At 67.5% G+C, this 16,527-nt stretch carries 14 protein-coding genes; 6 read left to right on the top strand and 8 right to left on the bottom strand.

What is annotated here, in order from left to right:
• Nucleotide 1: 1 nt before the first annotated feature.
• Nucleotides 2–1,033, bottom strand: coding sequence for a YeiH family protein (locus AB4Y67_RS01655; protein ID WP_441404074.1), 1,032 nt, complete (start codon nucleotides 1,031–1,033; stop codon nucleotides 2–4).
• A gap of 179 nt (nucleotides 1,034–1,212) precedes the next feature.
• Between AB4Y67_RS01655 and AB4Y67_RS01660 the strand changes: the two genes are divergently transcribed.
• The 3 genes from AB4Y67_RS01660 (at nucleotide 1,213) to AB4Y67_RS01670 (ending at nucleotide 4,619) form a co-directional block, all read left to right on the top strand.
• Nucleotides 1,213–2,769, top strand: a complete 1,557-nt coding sequence (locus AB4Y67_RS01660) for a circularly permuted type 2 ATP-grasp protein (protein WP_441404075.1) — start codon at nucleotides 1,213–1,215, stop codon at nucleotides 2,767–2,769.
• A 75-nt stretch (nucleotides 2,770–2,844) separates the two neighbouring features.
• A complete protein-coding gene (locus AB4Y67_RS01665) occupies nucleotides 2,845–3,771 on the top strand; it encodes an alpha-E domain-containing protein (RefSeq protein WP_024366688.1) in 927 nt (308 codons plus the stop codon).
• Nucleotides 3,768–4,619 (top strand): transglutaminase family protein, encoded by an 852-nt coding sequence (locus AB4Y67_RS01670; RefSeq protein ID WP_441404076.1) that lies wholly within the window; start codon nucleotides 3,768–3,770, stop codon nucleotides 4,617–4,619. The genes AB4Y67_RS01665 and AB4Y67_RS01670 overlap by 4 nt, the downstream gene beginning before the upstream one ends.
• Nucleotides 4,620–4,711: 92 nt before the next feature.
• On the opposite strand, the gene AB4Y67_RS01675 is transcribed toward AB4Y67_RS01670, so the two are convergent.
• On the bottom strand, nucleotides 4,712–5,200 hold the full coding sequence (locus AB4Y67_RS01675) for a pyridoxamine 5'-phosphate oxidase family protein (RefSeq protein WP_441404077.1): 489 nt from the start codon (nucleotides 5,198–5,200) through the stop codon (nucleotides 4,712–4,714).
• A gap of 220 nt (nucleotides 5,201–5,420) precedes the next feature.
• Here AB4Y67_RS01675 and AB4Y67_RS01680 point away from each other — a divergent pair, with 220 nt between their 5' ends.
• Nucleotides 5,421–7,070: a GAF domain-containing protein gene (locus tag AB4Y67_RS01680; RefSeq protein ID WP_441404078.1), complete on the top strand. Its 1,650-nt coding sequence runs from the start codon at nucleotides 5,421–5,423 to the stop codon at nucleotides 7,068–7,070.
• A gap of 67 nt (nucleotides 7,071–7,137) precedes the next feature.
• Here the strand turns inward: AB4Y67_RS01680 and AB4Y67_RS01685 are convergent, their stop codons facing one another.
• Complete coding sequence (locus tag AB4Y67_RS01685) at nucleotides 7,138–7,866, bottom strand: response regulator (protein WP_441404079.1); 729 nt, start codon at nucleotides 7,864–7,866, stop codon at nucleotides 7,138–7,140.
• 304 nt (nucleotides 7,867–8,170) lie between these two features.
• Between AB4Y67_RS01685 and AB4Y67_RS01690 the strand changes: the two genes are divergently transcribed.
• On the top strand, nucleotides 8,171–8,632 hold the full coding sequence (locus tag AB4Y67_RS01690) for a universal stress protein (RefSeq protein WP_441404080.1): 462 nt from the start codon (nucleotides 8,171–8,173) through the stop codon (nucleotides 8,630–8,632).
• Nucleotides 8,633–8,672: 40 nt separating this feature from the next.
• On the opposite strand, the gene AB4Y67_RS01695 is transcribed toward AB4Y67_RS01690, so the two are convergent.
• The 3 genes from AB4Y67_RS01695 to glgC form a co-directional block, all read right to left on the bottom strand.
• Nucleotides 8,673–9,143, bottom strand: coding sequence for a pyridoxamine 5'-phosphate oxidase family protein (locus AB4Y67_RS01695; protein ID WP_441404081.1), 471 nt, complete (start codon nucleotides 9,141–9,143; stop codon nucleotides 8,673–8,675).
• Between the two features lie 85 nt (nucleotides 9,144–9,228).
• Nucleotides 9,229–10,692 (bottom strand): SDR family NAD(P)-dependent oxidoreductase, encoded by a 1,464-nt coding sequence (locus AB4Y67_RS01700; protein WP_441404082.1) that lies wholly within the window; start codon nucleotides 10,690–10,692, stop codon nucleotides 9,229–9,231.
• A gap of 86 nt (nucleotides 10,693–10,778) precedes the next feature.
• Nucleotides 10,779–12,200: a glucose-1-phosphate adenylyltransferase gene (gene glgC, locus AB4Y67_RS01705; protein ID WP_441404320.1), complete on the bottom strand. Its 1,422-nt coding sequence runs from the start codon at nucleotides 12,198–12,200 to the stop codon at nucleotides 10,779–10,781.
• Nucleotides 12,201–12,296: 96 nt separating this feature from the next.
• Here glgC and glgA point away from each other — a divergent pair, with 96 nt between their 5' ends.
• Complete coding sequence (glgA, locus tag AB4Y67_RS01710; protein ID WP_441404083.1) at nucleotides 12,297–13,502, top strand: glycogen synthase; 1,206 nt, start codon at nucleotides 12,297–12,299, stop codon at nucleotides 13,500–13,502.
• An 89-nt stretch (nucleotides 13,503–13,591) separates the two neighbouring features.
• On the opposite strand, the gene AB4Y67_RS01715 is transcribed toward glgA, so the two are convergent.
• Nucleotides 13,592–15,751, bottom strand: a complete 2,160-nt coding sequence (locus AB4Y67_RS01715) for an acyl-CoA dehydrogenase family protein (protein ID WP_441404084.1) — start codon at nucleotides 15,749–15,751, stop codon at nucleotides 13,592–13,594.
• The gene (locus AB4Y67_RS01720; protein WP_441404321.1) at nucleotides 15,748–16,509 is read right to left on the bottom strand and encodes a TetR/AcrR family transcriptional regulator; all 762 of its coding nucleotides are present in this window, start codon (nucleotides 16,507–16,509) and stop codon (nucleotides 15,748–15,750) included. Before AB4Y67_RS01720 ends, AB4Y67_RS01715 begins: the two co-directional genes overlap by 4 nt.
• Nucleotides 16,510–16,527: the final 18 nt, after the last annotated feature.

The raw sequence follows: 16,527 nt of genomic DNA on the forward strand, positions 1-16,527 counted from the left end.
GCTATCTAATCATGAGGAACGCGGCGCCCAGCCCCAGCGCGGCAATCAGCAGCCAGGACGCCAGCGCGGCCAGCAGGGCCCGCGAACCGGTGTGCAGCAACTGGCCCACCCGCACCGCCGAACCGAGGCCGAACAGGGCCATCCCCAGCAGAACGTCCTGAAGCACCGCGGCGGCGTCGAGGACTGCAGGGGAGAGCCAGCCCGTGGTCCGCAGGGCCGCCAGGGCGACGAACCCGAGCACGAACAGCGGGACGATGGGCGGCCGCTTCAGCCCCTCGCCGGCGTCGGCGGTGCTGCGGTGGTGCAGGCCCGCGGCGGCGACGATGGGAGCCAGCAGGATCACCCTGGTGAGCTTCACGACGACGGCGACCGCCAGCGCCGATGCCCCCGCGGTCTGCGCGGTGGCCACCACCTGTCCGACGTCGTGCACCGAGGCCCCGGCCCAGGCGCCAAAGACTTCCGGGCTGAGTTCCAGCGGCCGGATCAGCAGCGGCATCACCCCGATGGCCAGCGTCCCGCACAGGGTCACCAGGGCGACCGGGAGCACAGTGTCGTGTTGCCGGATGCGGCGCACCGCCGCCATCGCCCCGATGGCCGAGGCCCCGCAGATGGAAAAGCCGGTGGCGATCAGCAGCGATACCTGCGGCGGCAGGCGGAACAGCCTGCTGATCCCGTACGTTCCGGCGAAGGCCGCCAGGACCACGCCCGTGATCAGCAGCAGCGCGCTCCAGCCGAGCCCAAGCACATCCACGAGGCTCACCTTCAGGCCCAGGACCACGATCCCGGCGCGCATGAGGTGCTTGCCGGCAAAATCCAGGCCCGGCCGGCCCGCTCCCGCAGTCCAGCCGGAGAGCCCCGGGACGTTTGCGGCAAGGAGCCCGAACGCCACGGCCAAAGTCATGGCCGGGAGGACGGGAACCAGGGTGTGGACGGCCAGGGCCAGCACGACGGCGGCTGCCGCGGCCAGCAGGCCTGGGAGCAGTCCCGGGAGCGGGCTGGCCCTGAGCGACGGTCGGAGAGTTATCAGTGGCACCCACCAACTTTGCCCCAACGGTCCGGAAAAGCCTTAAACGCCACGGCCTCCGCCCGGTGGTGTGCACCGGTTTCCGGCCCGCAGAACCCTTTCCGTCCGGCCTTCGTCCCGCTGCCGGCGCCACCCTGCCGCTGGCCAGGAAATGATCTCGCAACAAAAAATGTGATTGTCTAGTGACCATGTCTGACCTATTCCAGGATTACTCAGTGGCCGCCGGACGCACCGGCGCCTACGACGAGATGTTTACCCCCGGGCAACAGGCGCGGAAGTCCTACGGCCAGGTTGCCGGGGCCCTGCGTGAACTCTCGCTCGCTGATGTCACCGCCCGCGCCGACTCCATGGCGCGGACCTTCCTGGACCGCGGCGTGACCTTCGACTTCGCGGGGGAGGAGCGGCCCTTCCCGCTCGACATCGTGCCCCGGGTCATCCCGGCCGACGAGTGGACCGTGCTGGAGCAGGGCGTCGCCCAGCGCGTGCGGGCGCTCGAGGCGTTCCTCAACGACGTCTACGACAAGATGGCCGTCGTGGCCGACGGCGTCATCCCGCGCCAGCTCGTCACGACGAGCGCCCACTTCCACCGCCAGGTGCACGGCTTCGAGCCGGCCGGAGGCGTCCGCGTCCATATCTCCGGCATCGACGTCGTCCGCGACGCCGCGGGCACCTTCCGTGTGCTCGAGGACAACGTCCGCGTCCCCTCCGGAGTCAGCTACGTCCTGGAAAACCGCCGCGCCATGGCCAAGGGCCTGCCCGAGGCCTTCGGCCAGCAGCTCATCCGGCCGGTCGAAGAGTACCCCCGCCGGCTGCTGTCCGCCCTGCGGAAAACGGCACCGTCCGGCGTCGACGACCCCACCGTGGTGGTCCTGACCCCGGGAGTGTTCAACAGCGCTTACTTCGAGCACACCCTGCTCGCCGGCCTGATGGGCGTGGAACTCGTCGAAGGGCGCGACCTCATCTGCCGCGGCAACCGGGTCTACATGCGCACCACCGCCGGGGAACAGCGCGTGGACGTGATCTACAAGCGCATCGATGACGAGTTCCTGGATCCGCTGCAGTTCCGCGCCGACTCCATGCTCGGCTGCCCGGGCCTGGTCAACGCCGCCCGCGCCGGCGGCGTCACGATCGCCAATGCCGTGGGCAACGGCGTCGCCGACGACAAGCTGGTCTACAGCTACGTCCCTGACCTCATCCGCTACTACCTCAACGAAGAACCCGTGATCGCCAACGTGGACACCTTCCGGCTCGAAGAGAAGGAAGCCCGGGAAGAGGTCCTGGACCGACTGGACGAGCTCGTGGTCAAGCCCGTCGACGGTTCCGGCGGCAAGGGCCTGGTGATCGGCCCGGATGCCTCCAGGGAGGAACTCGATGCCCTGCGTAAGCGGGTCATCGCGGACCCCCGCGGCTGGATCGCGCAGCCGGTCCTGCAGCTCTCCACCGTCCCCACGCTCAGCGGCGACAAGTTCGGCCCGCGGCACGTGGACCTGCGCCCCTTTGCCGTCAACGACGGCGACGACGTCTGGGTCCTGCCCGGCGGCCTGACCCGCGTGGCGCTCAAGGAGGGCTCACTGATCGTGAACTCCAGCCAGGGCGGCGGCTCCAAGGACACCTGGGTGCTCGCCGACTCGCCGGAGGTACCGGTGGAGACCCTGCCGCGCCCGGCCATCACGGTCCGCGAACGGGTTTCCGTGTGGCCGGTCGAGAGCAACTGGCGCGACAGCCAGAAGGAGCAGCAGCAATGACCCGCGGCACCGCGTCGACCAATTTTCCGCATACCTGCCCTTTTCAGATTTCCGATGCGCTGGAGGTAACCGCGAATGCTTAGCCGTATCGCCGAGTCCCTGTTTTGGATCGGCCGCTACGTGGAACGGGCCGACGGCACCGCCCGGATCCTCGACGTCCACCTGGAGCGGCTTAACCACCTGCCCATGGAGGAACAGCGCAGCGTTGCGCAGGAACTCCTCGCCGTCATGGGCGCCCGGGCGCAGAGCGAGGACTTCGGCCTCCCCGAACTCCTCAACGCCCTCGCGTACGACAAGCAGAGTGCCACGTCCATCGCCGGCTCCCTCGGCGCGGCGCGGGAGAACGCCCGCCGTGCCCGGGAAACCGTGTCGTCCGGGCTCTGGGAGAGCCTGAACACCACGTACTACGGGCTGAACCAGCACCGCAAGGACGTCGTGGGCACCTACCGCTTCTGCAACTGGGTGCTGGAACGCACGGCCATGGTCAGCGGCCTCGCGGATACCACGGTGAGCCACGACGAGAGCTGGCAGTTCCTGGTCCTGGGCCGCTCACTGGAACGCGCCGACATGACCGCGCGGATGCTCTCCACCCGTGATGTGCTCTCCGCCGGGATGTCGTGGGTCAACATGCTCCGCTGCGCCGGTGCCTACGAATCGTTCCTGCGCACCCGCCGGGCCGCGTTCGGCGACCAGCACGCCGCCGAGTTCCTGCTCCTGGACCGGTTGTTTCCGCGCTCCATCGTCTACGCGCTGCGGGATGCCGACGAGTGCCTCGCGAAACTGGACCCCTCGGCCCAACGCGTCGGCTTCATCAACGACGCCCGCCGGATCGTGGGCCAGGCCCGTACCTTCCTCGAGTTCCACCGCACCGACGATCTGATGTCAGAGCTGCCGGAGCACATGGAACGCGTGCAGAAGGCCGTCTCACAGGCCTCGGACGCCATTTCCCGTAAGTACTTCAATCAGGCAGACGAACTGGCCTGGGTGGGAGAAGTTTCATGACCCGGCTGAGTATCATCCACAAGACGGCGTACAAGTACAACAAGCGGGTCACGCTCTCCTACAACGAGGCCCGCATGACCCCGCTGACGGATCCCCAGCAGGTGGTGCTGGAGTCCTCGCTGAAGGTCTCGCCGTCCCAGGCCGCCCTGAGCAGTTACCGCGACTACTGGGGGACCCGGGTCTCCGCGTTCGACATGCAGATGCCACACGAGCACCTCGAGGTCCTGTCCACCACCACCGTTGAGGTGCACCGGGTGGAGCGGATCCCGTCCGAGGCGGACATCGTGGGCTGGGACGTCCTGGAGGCCCCGGAAACCCTCAACAAGTTCAGCGACTGGATTCCGCAGTCGCAGCTCACGGGTCCGGGCGCCGAAGTTCTCGCCATCATCCCCGGCGTCGTCGAGGGCCGCAACCCGCACGAGGCCGCCCTGGCGGTCTTCGATTGGATGCGCGGGGAAATGACCTACATGAAGGGTTCCACCGGCGTCACCACCAACGCCGAGCAAGCCTGGAACCAGCGGCAGGGCGTCTGCCAGGACCTGGCACACCTTGCGATCGGTGCGCTGCGCAGCCGCGGCATCCCGGCCCGCTACGTATCCGGTTACCTGCACCCGCGCTCGACGGCGGACCTCGGCGAGACAGTCGCCGGGCAGTCGCACGCCTGGCTGGAATGGTGGGACGGCGAATGGCGCAGCTGGGACCCCACCAACCACAAACCGGCCGGCGACTTCCACGTGACCGTCGCACGGGGCCGGGACTACCGCGACGTGCCCCCGCTCAAGGGGATCCTGTCCGGCGGCGGCGGCTCGGCTCTCAGCGTGAGCGTGGAGATCACCCGCCTGGCCTGAGCCTTGGCGCCAGCCGGCGTTGCGCTGCCAGGTACAGCTGCTCTGAAGCCTCAGAACAGCTGCATCTGATAGCGCAACAGGGGCTTACGGGGCTATTCGGGGCCGGATCGCGGGGCGTCATCCAGCGGCGTCCACCAAGTCAACGGCGGCACCACCTTGAAGCGGCGCCCCGTCATGGTGTCCGGCGTGATCCGGACGAAGCGCTCCTTCTTTCCGCCCTGCCAGGGGAACAGCAACAGGCCCACCGTGTCCATGAGCTCCTCCGGATGCCTGACCGGTGCGGCCTGGCCCTTCACTACGACGCTCCAGGCCATTCCGGTGTTCGAGTCCACACCGTCCGCTTCCAATGCCACCGGCGTGTCGCCCGTGGCTGCCTGCAACTTGGTGCCCTCCGCGGTCCGGAACACCAGGGTCCCGTGGTCCACCTTGTAATTGATGGGGAAGATGTCCGGATGATCGTCCACCCATACCGCGAACCTGCCCAGGGAAACGCCCCGTAGGAGCCGCCAGCATTCGTGGTGGTCAAGGATCTCGACTTCATATGCCTGCTGGTTTTTGCCCAGGTTCGGATCAGTACTCATGGTGCCGATCCTATGCGGGGCCGGCGGCGGCGGTGTAGGGGATAAGGTCACAATCCACAGCAATACAGCCGACGTCTAGGGTCTTTGAACCCGCTACGGGGTATTCTGGCATCACCATCGTCAGCGCCGACGATCGTTGCGTTCGTTGTAGGGAATTGGGGCCAGGAGCATGCATTCAATCGGGGATAATCCGGACCAGGCGGCCGCGGAGCCAGAGCCCATGATTGACGGCGTACTCAAGGGATTCGTGTCCAGGGCCGAGGAGTTGCTCCAGTCCCAGGAGCGCATGGCCGGACTGCTGGAGGCAGTCGTCGCCGTCGCCGAGGATCTCAGCCTGGATGCCGTGCTGGAGCGCGTGGTGGAGTCCGCCTGCCGGCTTCTGCATGCCCGCTACGGCGCCTTGGGCGTCATCGGCGATGACCACGCGCTCAGCCACTTCATCACGGTCGGMATTGACCAGGAACTGGCCCACCGGATCGGACCGCTGCCTACCGGACACGGCGTCCTGGGCCTGCTGATTTCAGAGCCCCGCCCCCTTCGGCTCCACGACCTGCACCGACATCCGGAGTCTTACGGCTTCCCGGCGAACCATCCGCCGATGCAGTCCTTCCTCGGCGTCCCGGTGCGGGTCCGGGACGTGGTCTTCGGCAACCTCTACCTCACGGAAAAAGAAGACGGCAGCGACTTCACTGCCGAGGACGAGGGCCTTGCCGTGGCGTTGGCGGCCGCCGCTGGGGTTGCCATTGAAAATGCCCGCCTCTACGACGACGCCCGCCGCCGCGCCCGCTGGCTGGAGGCCTGCATGGACGTCTCCGGGCTCATGCTCAGCAACGACCGCGACTACACCTCCGGGGGACTGGATCCCATCGCCAGCCGGGCACTGCAGGAGTCGGGCTCCCGGCTGGCCCTGCTGGTGGCCCCGGCCGCAGACGGCCGCGGCCATATTGTCGCGGGCGTCGCCGGCCAACGCAGTCCGCAGTTCTCCGGCCGCCGGCTGACGCTGGACTCACCCTTGCTTGAAGGCGTCCTCGACGGCGGGGAGCCCGTTGTGCTTCATGACGCCTCGGACCTGTTCGGCGAGATCGACGGCGGCATCACCGGACCGCTGCTGGCCGTGGCGCTCAGCACCCAGGGCGCGCATCACGGGCTGCTGATGCTGGTCCGGGATCCGGGCGCGCTCCACTTCGCCCGCACGGATATCGAGATGGGCGCCGTCTTCGGGTCCCATGTCGCCCTCGCCCTCGAGCTTGCCCGCGTCCACCGGCTCCGCGAAGAACTGCTGGTCTTCACCGACCGGGACCGGATCGCCCGCGACCTCCACGACCTTGTCATCCAGCGGCTGTTCGCCGCCGGGCTGAGCGTCCAGAGCCTGACCCGCTTCACCAAGGATGAGCTCGCCACCGAACGGATCCGCACCATCACCGGCGAGCTTGATGAGGCGATCCGAAGCCTGCGGGACACTATCTACTCGCTCAAGAGCAGCAGCGGGGAAACGGAGCTGCTCAGCGGTCGGATCCGGCGCGTGACGCGCAGTTCGGCGAAGTCCATGCCGTTCACACCGCGCCTGACCATGACGGGTCCGGTGGATGCCGTCACGCCGGACAAGGCGGACAATGTCGTGGCAGTGGTGTCGGAGGGCCTCAGCAACGCCATCAGGCATTCAGGTGCGGACGCCATCTCCGTGTCGGTCGGCGTCGTCAAGGGCAGGGTCACGGTTGTCATCACGGACAACGGCGCCGGCTTCGCCGAACCGGAAAAACGCAGGGGACTCGCCAACCTGGAGGATCGGGCCCGCATGCTCGATGGCGAATGCACCGTCACCAGCGCCCCGGACGTCGGGACCAGCCTTGAGTGGTCAGTGCCGGTTTAGCTTCACTGCCGGTTCAGCTGCAGTGCCGGTTTAGCTGCGGCCGGTCACAGCGGGCGCGGACGGCCAGCTAGCGGACGCTGTGCGGGCGGCCGGCTTCGGCATGGCTTCCGGGCGCTGCCGGCAACGCGGGACCGGCGATGAAGACGGCGGCCTGGGTGCGCCGTTCGAAGCCCAGCTTGGCCAGCAGTGAGGAGACGTAGTTCTTGACGGTTTTCTCAGCGAGGAACATTTCCGCGGCAATCTGGCGGTTTGTGAGCCCCCCGCCCACCAGCTCCAGCACCCGGCGCTCCTGGGGCGTGAGGGAGGACGTCCGGGGGTCAACATCTTCGGCCTCGACGAGGCTGTCGACGACGCCGGCAGCGACTCCCTCCGCGAAGATCGACTCTCCCGCGGCCGCCCGGCGCAGCGCCCCGATCAGGTCGGTGCCGCCGATTTCCTTCAGGACATACCCGCTGGCGCCCGCCAAGACGGCTCCACGCAGGGCTTGTTCGTCGTCGAAACTGGTCAGGATAATGCAGTTCAGCGAGGGGTCCACGGAGCGTACGTCACGGCAGACCTCAATCCCGGTTCCGTCCGGCAGCCTGGCGTCGAGGACGCAGACGTCCGGATGAAGGGCGGGAATGCGGCGGGTCGCCTCGACGGCGGAACCCGAACTTCCCACCACCAGGAACCCTTCACCCTCAAGGAGCTCCTGGAGGCCACGTCTGACGAGTTCGTGGTCATCCAGAATGAAGACACGGATGACAGCCGGAACCCCGTCGGGTGCAGTGAGACCTGCGTCTGACCAGGCAATCATGGTTCTCCTGTCGGGCAGCTTGTGCTGCCAAGTATGGTGCGGTGCTCCCCAGCGTGCCTCCAGACCCTGCCTGCCGGCCGAGCCTGCGGATCGTGCGCGCTCAGTCTATTGTCGCCGACTCAAGCGTCGCTGTCGCCGTGGCGACTGCTGCAATTCTGCTCTCCGGCCCGAACCCGGACAAGGGTCCTTGGTCCTGCTGCGGCGTCACCATCGGCTGGCCTTATGACTTTTGGCCCTTGCTGTTCCTATGGTTGCCGCGACATTCTAGGCTGGACGCGCCGGCTGCTCGACGAAGGGAACTGCAATGACCGAAGCCAGGGACATTCGGACCATCGTGGTGGGGGTTGATGGTTCCGGCGCGTCGGTGGAAGCGCTGCGCCAGGCCCAGAGCCTCGCCGGACCGCTCTCGGCGACGCTGGTTGCGATGGCCAGCTGGGACGTCCCCCCGGTCTATGACGGCTACGTGGCCATGGGCATCAACGACTTCGACGTCCGTGCAGGCGAAATCCTGCAGGAGACGGTGGAGAAGGCGTTCGGGGTGAAAATCCCGGCCAACGTCGAAATGCGGCTCGTGCAGGGGCACCCGCGGCACACCCTGATTGAGGCCAGCCGCGATGCCGACCTCGTGGTGGTCGGACGCCGCGGCCACGGGGGCTTCGGTGGAATGCTGATCGGCTCGGTGAGCTCTGCCCTGGTGGCCCATGCCCACTGCCCGGTGCTGGTGGTCCATTCCCCGGAAACAAAGGACAAGAAAGAGGCCAAGTAGGCGGGATTAAACGCGCGGCGGCCGTCCGGTCCGCAGCCGGCTATTCGAAAGACGCCCGGCGGGGATCGGAGAGCCGCGTGCTCCACAGATCCGGCTTGTTGACCTTGAACCGGCGCCCGGTCATGGCCTTGGGGGACAGGCGCACGTAGTAGTTCTTGTCGCCCGGCTGCCACGGCTCGAGCAGTTGTTCGTCGACGGCGTCCTTCTCCTGCTGGCTTTCAATCAACTGGACCTCGCCGCGGGCCACCACACTCCAGGCCTGCTGCTCGTGGGCGTCGTAGCCGTCGATTTCAAAGGCGACCGGCTTGGCCGTCATCGCTGCCCACAGTTTGGACCCGCCTGCGGTGCGGAACACAATGGAGCGGCGCTCCAGCGCGAAGTTCACCGGAAAGATCTCGGGATGGCCGTCCACAATCAGGGCGATCCGGCCCACAACTTCCGTATCCAGCAGCACCCAACACTGGTCAAGTGACAGTCCAAAATCGGGCGCAGGCGTCGTCTCTGTGTTCATGTGGACCCACGTTACGTACTGCCTGCTACCCCCATCAGGGCCATAAGGCCCGTTGCCCGCGCGGACGGCCCAGCGTGCCGCGGGGTTACCACGGGCTCGGCTTGTAGTCCTTCAGGAAGACCCCGAACTGGTCCTCGCCGGACTCGCCCATAACGATCGGATCGTATACCCGGGCTGCCCCGTCGACGAGGTCCAGCGGGGCGTGGAAGCCCTCCTCCATCAGACGCACCTTGGTGTAGTGCGGCCGCTCATCGGTGATCCAGCCGGTGTCGACGGCGGTCATCAGGATGCCGTCGGCGTCGAGCATCTCCTGGGCGCTGGTCCGGGTCATCATGTTCAGGGCCGCCTTGGCCATGTTGGTATGCGGGTGGCCGGGGCCCTTGTAGGCGCGGGAGAACTGGCCTTCCATGGCGCTGACATTCACGATGTACTTCCGCCTCGCGGTGGAGCGCTTCATCGCCCCACGCAGCCGGCTGACCAGGAGGAAAGGCGCGGTGACGTTGCACAACTGGACTTCGAGCATTTCCAGGGGATCCACCTCGTCCACCACCTGCGTCCAGCTGTTGATCGTGGCCAGGTCCGGAACCAGGCCGCCGGCGTCGATGGCGGTGCCGGACGCGATCCGCTCCAGTGACGCGGATCCGGTGGACAGCGCCAGTGACGTGATGGCGTCGCCGGCCAGCACCGGATGCTCCAGGACGGTGCTCGCCAGGGCGAGCGGGTGCTTGTCGTGGGCGTGCCCGAAAGTCACCAGTTCGGGGCCGCCGTTGGCGGCCTGCAGGGCCGCCGGAAGCGGCTCGTCCTCGGCGTCGACCAGCGGCTTGTACGCGTTGCCGGAGCGGCGGACGGTCTGGGCCGCGTTGTTGATGATGATGTCCATCGGGCCAGCGGCGTCCAGGGAGTCGGTCAGCGCCATGACCTGGGAGGGGTCGCGCAGGTCGATGCCGACGATCCGGAGCCGGTGCAGCCACTCGCCGCTGTCCTCCATGGCGGCGAAGCGCCGGGCGGCGTCCTTGGGGAAGCGGGTGGTGATGGTGGTGTGGGCGCCGTCGCGGAGCAGCCGCAAGGCGATGTACATGCCGATCTTCGCGCGGCCGCCGGTGAGGAGCGCACGGCGTCCGGTGAGGTCGGTGCGGGCGTCCCGCTTGCTGTGGCTGAATTCGGCGCACTCGGGACAGAGCTGGTGGTAGAAGGCATCCACCTGGGTGAAGTGCTGCTTGCAGATGTAGCAGGGGCGCGACTTGATGAGGTGGCCGGCGATCTGCCCGGTCGCGGAGGGCGCGAGCTTGTTGCCGCGGGTTTCGTCGTCGATCCGGTCCGGGGCCGCCGTCGCCGTCTGCGCGATCACTGCGCGGTCCGCTTCGGCGATCAGGTCGCGCTTGCTGACCCGGCGGTGGCGCTTGACGGCCTTGAACATTTTTCCGGTGGCGCGGCGCACCGATACGTAGTCCGGGTGCTCCTCGTCGTAGACGTGGATGCTGTTGAGGACCTTCAGGCAGGCCTGGATTTCCTCGGGGGTCAGATCGGACGGCAGATCGGGGGAGCTCATTTCCCTAATTTTACAGCCTGCAGGGAGCCCGGCCCGACGCCGGTGCCGGGCTCCCGTCCGTTCCGGCGCCTCGCCGGAAGAAAGGCTCAGCTCCCCTTGGGGGACCCAGTGCCGGGGACCGCGACGCCGACGGCGGCGGCCTGGACTTCCGCCACCTTGTCCACCGACTCCCGCAGGGCAGGCCAGTTCTCCGTGGCGGCCCTGACCGCATCCGGCACCAGAATCAGGTTGGCGGCCGACAAGGCGCGCTCGTCCTCGCCCGGTTCGGGGACAAGCTGCCCCTTCGACAGGACGGTGATGCCTGAATCGGTGACCTTGAAGCCGCGGGCCCGGTCCAGCTCGGGATCGAGGCCGATCGCGGCGCCCGCCGGGACCCGGACGTTCTTGTCGATGATGGCGCGCTTGACGACGGCACCTTCACCGATGTTGACCTTGTCCATCAGCACGGAGTCCAGCACCCGGCTGGAGGTGCCGACGTAGACGTCGTTGGACAGCACGGAGCCTTCGACGATGCCGCCGGAGATCACGGTGCCGCTGGCGACGATCGAATCCAGGGCGGTGCCCACCGTGTTCTTCTGGCCGCGGACGAACTTGGCGGGCGGGGAAATGCTCTGCCGCGTGTAGATGGGCCACTCGGAGTTGTAGAGGTTGAACACCGGCACCGGCGAGATGAGGTCCATGTGCGCGTCGTAGAACGAGTCGATGGTGCCGACGTCTCGCCAGTACGTGCGGTCGCGTTCGGTGGACCCGGGGATCTGGTTGAGGGTGAAGTCGTAGACTCCGGCCTCGCCCTTGTCGACGAAGTACGGAATGATGTCACCGCCCATGTCGTGTTTGGTGTCCAGACGCTCGGAGTCGACGTGCAGGGCTTCGACGAGGGCGTCGGCGTTGAAGACGTAGTTGCCCATGGAAGCGAGGAACTGGGTGGGGTCGGCGGCGAGGCCCGGGGTGGAGGACGGCTTCTCCACGAAGGCCGCGATCTTCTCGGGGTTGTCCTGGTCCACTTCGATGACACCGAACTGGTCGGCCATGTGCAGGGGCTGGCGGACGGCGGCGACCGTGGCCTTGGCACCGCTGGCGACGTGCTGGTCAACCATCTGGGCGAAGTCCATCCGGTAGACGTGGTCTGCGCCCACGACGACGACGATGTCCGGATTCGCGTCGTGGATGAGGTTCAGGGACTGGTAGATGGCGTTGGCGCTGCCGAGGAACCAGCTCTTGCCCACGCGCTGCTGGGCCGGGACCGAGGCGATGTAGTTGCCCAGCTGGGTCGACATCCGCCAGGTTTCGGAAATGTGGCGGTCCAGGCTGTGCGACTTGTATTGCGTCAGGACGACGATCTGCAAATAGCGGGAATTGACCAGGTTGGACAATGCAAAGTCAATAAGCCGGTAACTTCCGGCGAACGGAACGCCGGGCTTGGCCCGGTCCGCCGTCAGTGGCATGAGCCGGTTTCCCTCGCCACCTGCGAGGACGATGGCCAGAACTTTTTTATTCGGCATGGTGATCGCTCCTGAACGCCTTTGTACTTCCCCAAATCAGTCCGGCACGCCCGAACGTCTTCACACTAGATCAGTTCCACCGTAACGACTACCTTGGGGTTTGTGCGTATAGACATTGTGACCAAAGAATTCCCGCCCGAGATCTATGGCGGCGCCGGGGTCCACGTGGCCGAACTCAGCCGGGTGCTGGCCCAGCACGTGGATCTGCAGGTGCGCGCCTTCGGCGCGCCCCGTGAACCGGGCTACCACGGTGCCACGGTCACGTCCTACGCCGTGCCCGAGGACCTCGCCGGCGCGAACGCCGCCGTGCAGACCCTCGGGGTGGATCTGCAGATCGTTCCCGACATCGCCGGCGCGGACCTGGTGCATTCGCACACCTGGTACGCCAACATGGCGGGGCACATCGCCTCGCTGCTACACGGCATTCCGCATGTGCTCAGCGCCCACAGCCTGGAACCGCTGCGCCCGTGGAAGGCCGAACAGCTCGGCGGCGGCTACGCCGTGTCCTCCTGGGTGGAAAAGACCGCGTACGAGGCCGCGGCCGCCATCATTGCCGTGTCCGAGGGCATGCGCCAGGACATCCTGCGCAGTTACCCCGAGGTGGACCCGACCAAGGTCAAGGTGGTGCACAACGGCATCGACGTGAGCCTCTGGAACCGGGACGAAGGTGACGACATCGTCCGCGGCCTGGGGATTGACCCGGAGCGGCCGAGTGTGGTCTTCGTAGGCCGCAACACGCGCCAGAAGGGTGTGCCCTACCTGCTCCGCGCGGCCTCCCAGCTGCCCGCCGATGTCCAGCTGGTGCTGTGCCTCGGTGCCGCCGACACCCCGGAGCTCGCGGCCGAAACCGCCCGCCTGATCGAGGAGCTGCAGACCCAGCGCGGCGGTGTGATCCTGGTGGAGCGGATGCTGCCGCGGAACGAGCTCATCCAGGTCCTCAGCCACGCGACGGCGTTCGCCTGCCCGTCCATCTACGAACCGCTCGGCATCGTCAACCTGGAGGCCATGGCCTGCGGCGCCGCCGTCGTGGCCAGCGCCACCGGCGGGATCCCCGAAGTCGTCCAGCACGGCGAGACCGGCCTGCTGGTGGACATCGAGCAGGTCACGGACGGGACCGGCACCCCGCTGGACCCGGAGAAATTCGTCACCGAATTCGCCGCGGCCCTGACCGAGGTCGTGTCCGATCCCGAACGGGCCCGCGCCATGGGCCAGGCCGGGCGGCGCCGTGCCGAGGAGCACTTCTCCTGGGAATCCATCACCGAAACCACGCTTGAGGTCTACCGCTCGGTGCTCCCCGGCGGTTCCTGACCCGCCGCCTCCAGAACAGAGACGACGACGGCGCCGCCCCGGCTGAGGGGYGGCGCCGTCGTCGTTATCGGGACGCGTCGGGGGCCGGACTATTTGCTTTCGCGGGTCTTGGCCCCGTGGCTCTTGCGGGCCAGCAGGATCTTCTCGTCCACCGGGGYGTCCCCGCTGGCGCGCTGCTGCCTGAAGTATTCGCGGGCCTCGTCCTGGCGTACCCTCTCGGCGCCCGTGGCGATCTCGGCGCGGAGGTGTTCCGGGCCGAACCCGAAGGCGTCCACCAGGTCCAGGGCATGCGGGCGGATCTTGACCAACAGCCGGTTGATGTACTCGCCCACGGTCCGGGCACGCTGCATGGAGAGGCGGCCGTTCATCAGGTACCAGGACAGGTTTTCCTCGATCAGCGAGAGGCCGAAGAGGTCGCGCAGCCAGGTCAGAACCTTCCTGGTGCCCGGGTCCGCGACCTTGCCCAGCGCTTCGGTGAAGGCCTCCCATTGCAGCAGCTCGGCGTGTGCCTGGGCAGCTTCGATAAGTTCGTTCTGGTGGCTGTTGAACAGCGCCGCGCCCTGCTCCTGCGGCAGCCTGTTGGCGCCCTTGAGAGCCGAGCCCACTTCGGCGACCATAGTCTGCACCCGGTCGGTCAGCAGCGCGCGCTGGCTCGCCTCGTCCTTGATGGCGATCGCGGCCTTTTGCACCGAGCCGGAGTCCGCCATGAACTGCGCGACGCCGCGCAGGCCGGTGCGGTGGATGGCGGCGCCGGTGGCCTGGCCCACCACGTAGCGGGCCAGCACGCCGAAGTTCACGGTGCGGAATTCCTTGGCGTAGTCGGCCAGCAGCCGTTTGGCGACCAGTTGCAGCAAGACGGTGTTGTCACCTTCGAAGGTGGCGTAGACGTCCAGGTCGGCACGCAGTGAGGCGAAGCGGTTCTCGATCAGGAAGCCGGCGCCGCCGCAGGCCTCGCGGCATTCCTGCAGGGTGTCGAGGGCGTGCCACGTGCTGAGCGGTTTCAGGGCCGCCGCGAGAGTTTCCAGGTCCTGGCGGTCCTCGTCCGTGTCGGTGCGGCCGGAGAAGACGTCGTCGAACTTCTGCAGGAGCTGTTCGCTGGCGAAGCCCGCGGCGTACGTCGTGGCGAGGCGGGTGAACAGCCGGCGCTGGTGCCGCTGGTAGTCCAGCAGAACTTCCTCGTCGGTCTGTGAGGAGGCGTTGAACTGGCGGCGTTCCGTGGCGTACTGGATCGCTGTCTTCAGGGCCAGCTTCGAGGCAGTGACGGCGGCGCCGTCGAGCGAGACGCGGCCCTGGACCAGGGTGCCGAGCATGGTGAAGAACCGGCGGCCGGGGCTGGCGATGGGGGAGCTGTAGCTGCCGTCGGCGTCGACGTTGCCGTAGCGGTTCAGCAGGTTGGTGCGCGGGATCCGGACGTGGGTGAAGTGCAGCCGGCCGTTGTCGATGCCGTTCAGGCCGCCCTTGACGCCGTCGTCCTCGCCGCCGATTCCCGGCAGGAAGTCCTTGGTCTCAGGGTCGCGGAGATCCATGTAGAAGGCATGGACGCCGTGGTTGACGCCCTGCGTGACGAGCTGGGCGAAGACGACGGCGGCAAGTCCGTCTACGGCGGCGTTCCCGATGTAGTCCTTCCAGGCTGCCCGGAACGGCGTGTGCACCACGAATTCCTCGGTGGCCGGATCGTACGTGGCGGTCGTGGCGATGCTGGCGACATCCGAGCCGTGGCCGGTCTCCGTCATGGCAAAGCAGCCGGGAATGTCCAGGCTCATGATGCCCGGCAGCCACTTCTCGTGGTGCTCCCGGGTGCCGAGGTGGTTCACTGCGGAGCCGAACAATCCCCATTGGACGCCGGCCTTGATCTGCAGGGAGGGGTCGGCGATGACGAGTTCCTGGAAGCCAGCCACGTTGCCGCCGTGTTCGTCGGCGCCTCCGACGGAGACGGGGAAGGCACGGTGCACGGCGCCGTGATCCACCAGGATCTTCAGCTGGCCGAAGGCGCGCTTGCGGTGCTCGGTGTGGGTCAGTCCTTCCGTCTTGTGCAGCTCCGGGCGGCCTGCGAGCGCCCGGGAGACGCGGCGGGTGTCGGCCCACTTGCCCAGGAGCAGCTCGCCCAGCGCGGCGACGTCGACGGCGGGAGCTTGCGTGCCCGGCGTCGCCGAAGCCGACGGCGTCGGAGCAGCAGGGGTGCGGGTGGCGTTGTTGCGGACTGCAGTGTTGCGGGAGGCGTCCGCGGGGCGGTCGGCGAGTTCGGTCATGTCGATTCCTTCTTTGGTTCTGACAAGGTCGGTGCTGAAGTCGGTGGTGTTTGGTTCGGGGCTGCCGTGCGCAGCTCGGGGGCGATGCCGAGGCACAGCCAGTCGGTAATCTGGCGTGCCATCGCCTCCTGGCCGGGCTTCGAGGGGGATGCYGGGCTGGCGAGCCATTGTTCGCCGGCGTTCCGGACCAGACCGATCGCCGCGTTCGGCCAGTAGCCGATCACGGCCTCGCGCCCGTCGCCGAGGTGGCTGCGCATGGGCCGGGCGATCATGTCGCTGATCGCCGCGAAGAAGTGGCCCAGTGCACCGGCGGTGGCCATGGTGCCGTTGGCGGCGTCCGCGTCCCCGGGGGCGTAGCGCGTGACGAACGTGTACACATTCGGGCTGGTTTCGGCCATCTGGAGGTACGCGGAAACCATGGCGAAGAGGCCCTCGCGGGGAGTCTGTGCGCTCTGGGCAGCCTCCTGGATGCGGCGCTGCATCTGACTCAGGACCACTTCGCCCACTGCCTGCTGCAGCCCGGCCTTGTCTCCGAAGTACCGGTAGAACACGGATTTCGAGGTGCCTGCCGCCGCGGCAATGTCCTCCATCGACGCGTCACTGCCGAGGGCGTGCACGGCCACGCGTGCCGACTTGATCAGCTCGCGGCGACGCTCTTCACGGTGCGACTGCCACCGGGAGGCGCGGCCGTCAACACTGCCGGCGCCGGCAGCGGCGGAGCCAGCCAAGGTTCCGCCGGGAAGATCAGGCTGGGGGATGTTCACGATACCCAGCGT

It is taken from the genome of Arthrobacter sp. YAF17 (assembly GCF_052113365.1).
Taxonomy (GTDB): Bacteria; Actinomycetota; Actinomycetes; order Actinomycetales; family Micrococcaceae; genus Arthrobacter.

Coding starts and splice junctions, on each gene's coding strand:
- AB4Y67_RS01660 (WP_441404075.1), top strand. CDS start 1,213: ATGTCTGACCTATTCCAGGATTACTCAGTGGCCGCCGGACGCACCGGC.
- AB4Y67_RS01665 (WP_024366688.1), top strand. CDS start 2,845: ATGCTTAGCCGTATCGCCGAGTCCCTGTTTTGGATCGGCCGCTACGTG.
- AB4Y67_RS01670 (WP_441404076.1), top strand. CDS start 3,768: ATGACCCGGCTGAGTATCATCCACAAGACGGCGTACAAGTACAACAAG.
- AB4Y67_RS01675 (WP_441404077.1), bottom strand. CDS start 5,200: ATGAGTACTGATCCGAACCTGGGCAAAAACCAGCAGGCATATGAAGTC.
- AB4Y67_RS01685 (WP_441404079.1), bottom strand. CDS start 7,866: ATGATTGCCTGGTCAGACGCAGGTCTCACTGCACCCGACGGGGTTCCG.
- AB4Y67_RS01690 (WP_441404080.1), top strand. CDS start 8,171: ATGACCGAAGCCAGGGACATTCGGACCATCGTGGTGGGGGTTGATGGT.
- AB4Y67_RS01695 (WP_441404081.1), bottom strand. CDS start 9,143: ATGAACACAGAGACGACGCCTGCGCCCGATTTTGGACTGTCACTTGAC.
- AB4Y67_RS01700 (WP_441404082.1), bottom strand. CDS start 10,692: ATGAGCTCCCCCGATCTGCCGTCCGATCTGACCCCCGAGGAAATCCAG.